Below are 7,773 nucleotides of genomic sequence, written 5' to 3' on the forward strand. Positions count from 1 at the left end.
CCGCTCCTGAAGGGGACTTGACGCCACGCTCACGTGAGCTAGATCAAATTCTTCGTTTAGCCGCCTAGACCACCAGTTGCAACTTTTTGATACTTAGCTCAGGAATTTAATTTCTGGGTCAATTTCTGCAAAAGTATAGAACATAAAGAGTTCGTTACATATTTACTAAAAAACGTTAATTTATCTACTATTCGATTAGATAATTAAGAAACTCCTTATTAATCTTGCATTTCTCAGACTGATCGCTTTCTCCACACAACTGCCAACTCAAGATTCTATTGTTGCCCAATTCTCTAAATTAATCCCCTCCACTCGCAGCAAATCAGAATCGTTAGAAACCAGAATTAAACCGCGTGCGATCGCAGTTGCTGCTATAAATATATCTTGCTCTTGAATAGTTTGACCTCTGCGTTTTAAATCCACATGAATTTCGCAGGTTTTTTCAAGAATTGCAATATCATCTAAAAACAAAATTTGATATCTACGGCAGAACAAACTAAAGCCAGCTAACTGCCTTATAGCATTGATAGCTAAAAGCCCCCGTTTGACCTCATAATAAGTGATGCAGCTAATAAATATGTCTTTTTGGAGACAGCGTGCTTCTCGGAACTTCTTATCTACATTGACGTTCTTTTTGAGAATATAGCTGACAATGTTTGTATCAAGTAAATAAGTCACTTTGTCTATTTTCTCTTTACTGCTTCATCGTACATTTTTATTTGCTCTGGCGTCAAATCATTTAAGGTGCCAGAAACAGCTTCTAAAACTAAGATACTATCAATTCTGCGTGTTAAATCATCATCTTTAATTGCTCGCATTTCTTCTGGTGAAAATTTACCAAACAGGTCTACCAGCATTTCAATCATTTCCCATTTTTTTAATTTCACCAAGTACAAGCTATTGCGTTTAAATAGGTTGTCTACAATTGGCGATATCCGGTTAGTAAGTTCTTGATGATAGCTAGAAACTTCTTGCATAACTTCCTCTCTCATTTATCAACTAATTAGCCCAATTATAAACGATTCTACTCTGCGCTTCCCTCAGCGCCCGTCTGCGTAAAAAAAAGGTGGACAAGATGCCCACCCCACAGAATTTTGAGAATATTTTGTTGCTATTAACCTAACAATTGTTTAGCTTTAGCTAATACATTATCAACGCTAAAGCCAAATTTCTCTAAACAAACACCACCTGGAGCCGAAGCACCAAAGCGATCAATACTAACGCAATCGCCTTCAGTACCTACGTACTTGTGCCAACCGAAACTACTAGCAGCTTCTACAGACAAACGCTTGGTGACAGCTTTCGGCAGAACAGACTCTTTATAAGCCGCATCCTGTGCTTCAAAAAGATCCCACGCGGGTAGCGAGACAACACGAACTTTCTTGCCTTCAGCCGTGAGTTTCTCGGCTGCGGTGACGCAGAGGCTCAATTCTGAACCAGTACCAATCAAGATGATCTCAGGTGTACCTTGGCTATCAACCACGGTGTATCCACCCTTCGCCACACCCTCAACCGATGTACCTGCCAAATTGGGGACGTTTTGACGGGTAAACGCCAACAAGCTAGGAGCGTTTTGCTTCGCCCTTTCGATCGCTATTTTATAAGCGCCAGAGGTTTCGTTGCCGTCTGCGGGACGAAACACCGTTAAATTAGGAATGGCTCGCAAGGAAGCGAGAGTTTCAATGGGTTGGTGTGTGGGACCATCTTCACCTTGTCCAATGGAATCGTGAGTCATCACCCAAATCACGCCAGCTTGGGAAAGGGCAGATAAGCGGATAGCAGCACGCATATAATCTGTGAAGATCAAGAAGGTAGCACCGTAGGGAATTAATCCTGAAGCGTGTAGCGCTATGCCATTACAGATTGCACCCATAGCGTGTTCCCGCACCCCAAAGTGGATGTTGGGGTTTTGGTATTGCCCTTTTTGGAAGTCGCCTTTGCCCTTGATTTCGGTCAGGTTGGAGTGGGTTAAATCAGCCGAACCACCAATTAATTCCGGTAAAACCGCCGCCAGTTTGTTAAGGCTAGTTTCTGAATGTTTGCGGGTAGGTAGTGCTTTATCTTCAGGGATGGGTAATGCCTTATCCCAACCGTCGGGTAGTTTGCCGCTAATGTAGCGTTCAAACTCAGCCGCTTCTTGGGCATACTTAGCTTTGTAGTCGGCAAATATTTTGTTCCAGTCGCCTTCGTAAGCTGCGCCGCGCTCAACTGCTTTCAGGGTGTGATTGAGAGCGTCTTGGGGTATTACGAAAGGCTCGTGTTCCCAATTTAGTTGTTTACGAGTCAAGGCAATTTCGTCTGCACCCAGAGCCGCACCGTGAACACCTGCGGTGTTTTGCTTATTAGGGGAACCATAACCAATAATGGTTGTTACTTTGATGAAAGAAGGCTTATCGGTGACTGCTTTGGCTGCTTCAATTGCCTTGGCGATCGCTTCTAAATCCGTGTTACCATCTTCGACGTGTTGGACGTGCCAACCGTAAGCTTCAAAGCGCTTAGAAACATCTTCGGTGAATGCCACATCTGTGGAACCGTCGATAGAGATGTGGTTGTCGTCGTACAAAGTGATCAGTTTGCCTAACCCTAAGTGTCCTGCGAAAGAACAAGCTTCACCGGAAATTCCTTCCATGTTGCAACCGTCACCCACAATTACGTAGGTGTAATGGTCAACAATCTTGGTATCGGGTTTGTTGAATTTAGCGGCAAGGTGCGCTTCGGCGATCGCTAAACCGACTCCATTGGCAATTCCTTGACCAAGTGGCCCAGTGGTGACTTCCACGCCTGGGGTCATGAAGTTTTCGGGGTGTCCGGGGGTTTTGGATTCCCACTGACGAAATTGCTTGATATCTTCAATGGTTACGCTGTCGTAGCCTGTTAAGTAGAGCAGGGCGTACTGCAACATCGAGCCATGACCGGCAGATAAGACAAAGCGATCGCGGTTAAACCATTTGGGATTTTTGGGATTAAACTTCAAAAAGCGATCCCAAAGTACAAAAGCCATCGGAGCCGCGCCCATCGGCAGTCCAGGGTGTCCCGATTTGGCCTTTTCTACGGCATCAACAGCCAAGAAGCGGATCGAGTTAATACAAAGTTCTTCAAGGGAAACTTCTTTGAGGGATTGGGTTGCAACAGTCATAATCTCTTGTTTTTAACGACGGGTTGGCACTCTTGGTAGCTTCTTTTGCTGGGGTTATTTTCGATTTCCCACAGTCTCCTCATCATCCCATTCCCGCTTGTCGATAAACAAGCGGGATCTCCTGAGTTTCTGGTGATAAATCAAGCTGATAATTGGGTCATCCTGAACGCTTAGATTATATCGGAATGATATTTCTGATACTTTGGGGATTGGGGATTGGGCATTGGGCATTGGGCATTGGTTATTAATTCTTGTCCCTCACTCTCTCATCTCCCCATGCTCCCTGCTCCCTGCTCCCTGCTCCCTGCTCCCTGCTCTCCTGTCTCCTGCCTTCTTTAGACGTATTTCTTAAAGGCCAGTGTGACATTATGACCGCCAAATCCAAAAGAATTGGATATTGCCACCTCGACTTTTTGAGCGCGGCTAAATTTAGGCACGTAATCTAAGTCACACTCTGGATCGGGATTTTCCAGATTGATTGTCGGTGGGATTTGGTCATTAGCGATCGCCAGTACTGTTGCCACTGCTTCAATACCTCCAGAACCGCCTAATAAATGACCTGTCATCGATTTGGTGGAGCTAATTGCTACTTTATTGGCGTGTTCTCCCAAAGCTTTTTTGATTGCTGAGGTTTCAGTTGAATCATTAGCTGGGGTGCTAGTGCCGTGAGCATTAATGTAGCTGATTTGTTCAGGAGTTATTCTGGCATCTTTGAGCGCCAGTTCGATCGCTCTAGCGGCTCCCAGTCCACCTGGTACAGGGGAGGTGATGTGGTAAGCGTCACAGGTCATGCCATAGCCGATCATTTCGGCATAAATGTGAGCGCCGCGACTGATGGCGTGTTGCAGTTCTTCTAGAATTAATATTCCTGAACCTTCACCCAAGACAAATCCGTTGCGATCGCGGTCAAAGGGACGGCAAGCATGAGCCGGGTCTTCATTGCGAAAAGAGAGTGCCTTGCAAGCGGCAAACCCAGCTACCGATAATGGTGTCACAGCCGCTTCCGTTCCTCCGCAAATCATCGCCTGGGCATATCCGCCTTGAATTAAGCGAAAAGCATCTCCGATGGCGTTGGAGCCAGCAGCGCAGGCAGTTACAGGGCACGAGTTTGGCCCTTTAGCACCCGTGTGAATTGCTGTTAATCCTGCTGCCATGTTGGCGATCATCATCGGGATCATGAATGGACTACAGCGATCGGGACCACGGTTGAGGTAGATAGTTTGCTGGTCTTCTAGTACCTTAATGCCACCAACGCCAGAACCGATCATGACACCTACCTGTTCTGCATTCAGTTCATTAATAACTAACTGCGCGTTAGATAGAGCCTGTTTTGCCGCTACAACCCCAAATTGGGTAAACCGATCCATGCGCTTGGCATCTTTGCGCTCTAAATAATCATGTGGATCGAAGTTTTTAACTTCACCGGCAATGCGGCAATCATGGCTAGACGCATCAAAAAGTGTGATGTAGTCAATGCCATTGCGTCCACTCAATAATCCATCCCAATATTCTGTTGCTGTGTTACCTATAGGTGTAATCGCGCCAACACCAGTTACAACAACACGTTTACGTGTATAATCTGTCATGATTCAGTTAAAATTGGCGAAAAAGCTGCATGGCAAAAAATTCGAGACTAGTAACTAGGTACTGGTAAGCCAGTCCGCAGAATGGGGGTTTCCATCCCCCTTCCTTCTCCTGTAGTTGCCGCAACGCGAACAAATCGAGCATTGTACGGACAAGGTTTTGGCTCCCCATAAGCCACTGGCATTAGCGTCAGCGACTTTAGGAGCGTCACCGGCAGGGTGACTGGTACAGTGGAAAATCTTCCCAATCCCCATTGCCCCTTAAGCCCAGAGGGGACACTAAGTTCCCCAATCTCTAATCCCCAGTTAAGCTGATGCGGTAACTTTGTTATTGATGTAATCTACAGCGTCTTGAACCGATATAATCTGCTCGGCAGCTTCGTCGGGAATTTCGATATCAAATTCTTCTTCCAAAGCCATGACGAGTTCAACGGTATCGAGGGAATCAGCATTGAGATCGTCCATAAACTTAGATTGTGGTGTGACCTTGTTAGGGTCTTCAACACTCAATTGTTCGATGACGATTTTTTTGACCTTTTCAAAAAGTTCCGCTTGGCTCATAAATAAAATTCCTTAATTAGTTGTTAGAATCTTCTCTTTACAGAAGATACTGTTTTGAGCATATACATCTTATCGTCAAGCGCGATCGCCCGTATACTGCTAAGGGTTTTTCTATCAGAAAACTCTTCCCGGTTTTCCAAAAAATCCAGTAGGTATTTTTTGAACACTTGGGCAGGGGAGCGTGCTACGCCACTGTCGATAGGGGTGAGATATCAACCTTTTGTTGGTAAATCCTTTTGTTTTCCAATTATTGCTAAAATTTTTTACAATGTCTCGATCAGTATTTCCAGCCTTGCTAGCAATAAGAATATGTAGCTGCTGCGACTTTGAACCTAGACGGTTAAAGGGTCGCTAAACGTCAAACATCAGGACTTAGATACTAACAAGGCACCATACAAGAGAATTCAGGAGGTCAGAATTCAGGAGTCAGAATATTTCAAGAATCAAGAGAACATTTGATGAATGAATATACCAATCATTCTAGACTCCTTATAAATTCTGAATTCTGGCTCCTGACTCCTGAATTCTGTTTCGATAAACAGTTATTGTCTAGAGCGATCGCTCTAACCCAAATATACTACTATGCTATCTCAGACACTCAAATACGCTTACTTTCCCGGCTGTGTTGCTCAAGGAGCTTGTCGGGAACTTTACCAGTCAACTCAAGCACTTACGCAAGCCCTGGGCATTGAATTGGTTGAACTTAAAAAAGCTGCTTGCTGCGGTTCTGGCATATTTAAAGAAGACTCCCAATTGCTGGAAGATACTGTCAACGCTAGAAATATTGCTTTAGCAGAAGACTTAAATCTGCCCTTACTGACTCATTGCAGCACTTGTCAAGGTGTTATCGGTCACGTCAACGAAAACTTGAAAGAATGCCAGACTTCTAACCCCGCTTACGTTGAACAGGTTAATGGCTTGCTGCATAAAGAAGGTTGTTCGCCTTATCGCGGCAGTACTGAGGTTAAACATCTCCTCTATGCCTTGGTAACAGATTACGGTTTAGAAGAAATTACCAAACGTGTCACCCGGAAGTTAACGGGATTAAAATGTGCCGCGTTTTATGGCTGTTATCTCCTCCGCGCCCAAAAATCGATGCCCTATGACGACCCCTTCCAACCGGAAGCGATGGAAAATATGTTTCGGGCTGTGGGTGCAACACCAATTTATTACCGAGGGCGGACGCAATGTTGTGGGTGGCCGCTTTCTAGTTATGCCACTACCCAATCTTTCAAAATGGCGGGGATGCATATTCAGGACGCTTTGGCATCTGGTGCTGACTGTATAGTTACACCTTGTCCTTTGTGCCACTTAAATTTAGATTCGCGTCAGCCAGAGGTGGAAAAGGTGATTGAACAAAAGCTAGGTTTACCAGTGTTGCACTTACCTCAGTTGATTGCTTTGGCACTTGGGGTTAGTCCAAAAGAACTGGGTTTAGAGCGTCACATTGTTTCTACAAAGCCAGTGCTGGAGAAATTAGGATTTTAGTCTACGAAGTACAAGGTAGAGGCACAACATTGTTTATTGGTGTCAACTTAAGCGAAAACCTGCTTAGGAACGTGGATTAAATAACTTGCAATTTTGAGTATCGTTGGGGTTTAGAAGCATAGTTCCACTCCACTTTGTATTTTTGCTGGGGTGTCTACGCTTAGACCACCGCCAAAGGTATTGCCACACTCGATGTAATATGTAGCTGAAGGTTTCTTTGCTGACTACACCTTTGTAGTAGTTGGCAAAACCATTGAGAATAGGATTCAGCTTTCTGATTAGGACTTCCTGCCCTGCACCATTAAGGTTTTTAACTTCTTCACCAATCCGTTTACAGAAGGCAAGTACTTTCTTTTTGGACGGTTTTATCAGTAATTTCCCATTGTAATGTCGGGAGTTGAACCCCAGGAAGTCAAAGCCATCTTCCATTGACGTTCTTAGCGTCTTCTCAGCGCTGAATTCTAGACCACGTTCTGACAACCATGCTTGAATTAGGTCTTGGGCGGTTTTAAGACTTTCTTTGTCTCTAGCCGTGACAATAAAATCATCGGCGTACCGTACCACACCAAATTTGATGTTGATGGTCTTAATAAATTTTTCTAGACCATGCAAACCAATATTGGCTAGGTCGTGACCGGACTCCTGAGAGTCTTTTACGTGAGGGTAAGGGGTGTAAATCCCTTAGCAAAGACGGCTCTGCATTCTAAACGACCATTTCAGGTCGCGCCGGACTGAATACCGTGATTCACTAATCAACGAATCGCACTCTGTACTCAGATTGCTGGTGAGAAGAATAGAAGTTTAGCTATTACGCCGTAAGCCTCCCACTAAAACGGTACTCCGTTTAGTGGTGAGATATAAGGCGGTTAAAACTAACGCGACCTCCAACCAATTTAATCCGCAGGATTAACAGGGAGGGGGTCAGCGTTAATTTTAACACTCTCTATATTTGGCAATCTATCAACCCAGTCTTCCACTATCTGCGTGACTGTTTTATCTTTCATT

At 44.7% G+C, this 7,773-nt stretch carries 8 protein-coding genes; 1 reads left to right on the forward strand and 7 read right to left on the reverse strand.

What is annotated here, in order from left to right; translation table 11 throughout:
* Positions 1-267: 267 nt before the first annotated feature.
* From ACEW80_RS06680 to acpP, 6 genes are all read right to left on the reverse strand, one after another.
* Positions 268-678 carry a type II toxin-antitoxin system VapC family toxin gene (locus ACEW80_RS06680; protein ID WP_373525848.1) on the reverse strand — a complete coding sequence of 137 codons (411 nt, stop codon included), beginning with the start codon at positions 676-678 and terminating at the stop codon, positions 268-270.
* A 5-nt stretch (positions 679-683) separates the two neighbouring features.
* The gene (locus ACEW80_RS06685) at positions 684-977 is read right to left on the reverse strand and encodes a hypothetical protein (protein WP_373525849.1); all 294 of its coding nucleotides are present in this window, start codon (positions 975-977) and stop codon (positions 684-686) included.
* Positions 978-1,114: 137 nt separating this feature from the next.
* Positions 1,115-3,136 carry a transketolase gene (tkt, locus tag ACEW80_RS06690; RefSeq protein ID WP_373525850.1) on the reverse strand — a complete coding sequence of 674 codons (2,022 nt, stop codon included), beginning with the start codon at positions 3,134-3,136 and terminating at the stop codon, positions 1,115-1,117.
* A 335-nt stretch (positions 3,137-3,471) separates the two neighbouring features.
* Positions 3,472-4,722: a beta-ketoacyl-ACP synthase II gene (fabF, locus tag ACEW80_RS06695; RefSeq protein WP_373525851.1), complete on the reverse strand. Its 1,251-nt coding sequence runs from the start codon at positions 4,720-4,722 to the stop codon at positions 3,472-3,474.
* 47 nt (positions 4,723-4,769) lie between these two features.
* The gene (locus ACEW80_RS06700; RefSeq protein ID WP_373525852.1) at positions 4,770-4,967 is read right to left on the reverse strand and encodes a hypothetical protein; all 198 of its coding nucleotides are present in this window, start codon (positions 4,965-4,967) and stop codon (positions 4,770-4,772) included.
* Positions 4,968-5,025: 58 nt separating this feature from the next.
* Positions 5,026-5,280: an acyl carrier protein gene (gene acpP, locus ACEW80_RS06705; RefSeq protein WP_373525853.1), complete on the reverse strand. Its 255-nt coding sequence runs from the start codon at positions 5,278-5,280 to the stop codon at positions 5,026-5,028.
* Between the two features lie 582 nt (positions 5,281-5,862).
* On the opposite strand from acpP, the gene ACEW80_RS06710 reads away from it, so the two are divergent.
* Positions 5,863-6,768 (forward strand): CoB--CoM heterodisulfide reductase iron-sulfur subunit B family protein, encoded by a 906-nt coding sequence (locus tag ACEW80_RS06710; RefSeq protein WP_373525854.1) that lies wholly within the window; start codon positions 5,863-5,865, stop codon positions 6,766-6,768.
* A 63-nt stretch (positions 6,769-6,831) separates the two neighbouring features.
* Here the strand turns inward: ACEW80_RS06710 and ACEW80_RS06715 are convergent, their stop codons facing one another.
* On the reverse strand, positions 6,832-7,380 hold the full coding sequence (locus ACEW80_RS06715) for a group II intron maturase-specific domain-containing protein (RefSeq protein ID WP_373525855.1): 549 nt from the start codon (positions 7,378-7,380) through the stop codon (positions 6,832-6,834).
* Between the last annotated feature and the right edge of the window lie 393 nt (positions 7,381-7,773).

It is taken from the genome of Nostoc sp. (assembly GCF_041747015.1).
Lineage (GTDB): Bacteria > Cyanobacteriota > Cyanobacteriia > Cyanobacteriales > Nostocaceae > Nostoc.

Coding starts and splice junctions, on each gene's coding strand:
- acpP (WP_373525853.1), bottom strand. CDS start 5,280: ATGAGCCAAGCGGAACTTTTTGAAAAGGTCAAAAAAATCGTCATCGAA.
- fabF (WP_373525851.1), bottom strand. CDS start 4,722: ATGACAGATTATACACGTAAACGTGTTGTTGTAACTGGTGTTGGCGCG.
- ACEW80_RS06710 (WP_373525854.1), top strand. CDS start 5,863: ATGCTATCTCAGACACTCAAATACGCTTACTTTCCCGGCTGTGTTGCT.
- ACEW80_RS06685 (WP_373525849.1), bottom strand. CDS start 977: ATGCAAGAAGTTTCTAGCTATCATCAAGAACTTACTAACCGGATATCG.
- tkt (WP_373525850.1), bottom strand. CDS start 3,136: ATGACTGTTGCAACCCAATCCCTCAAAGAAGTTTCCCTTGAAGAACTT.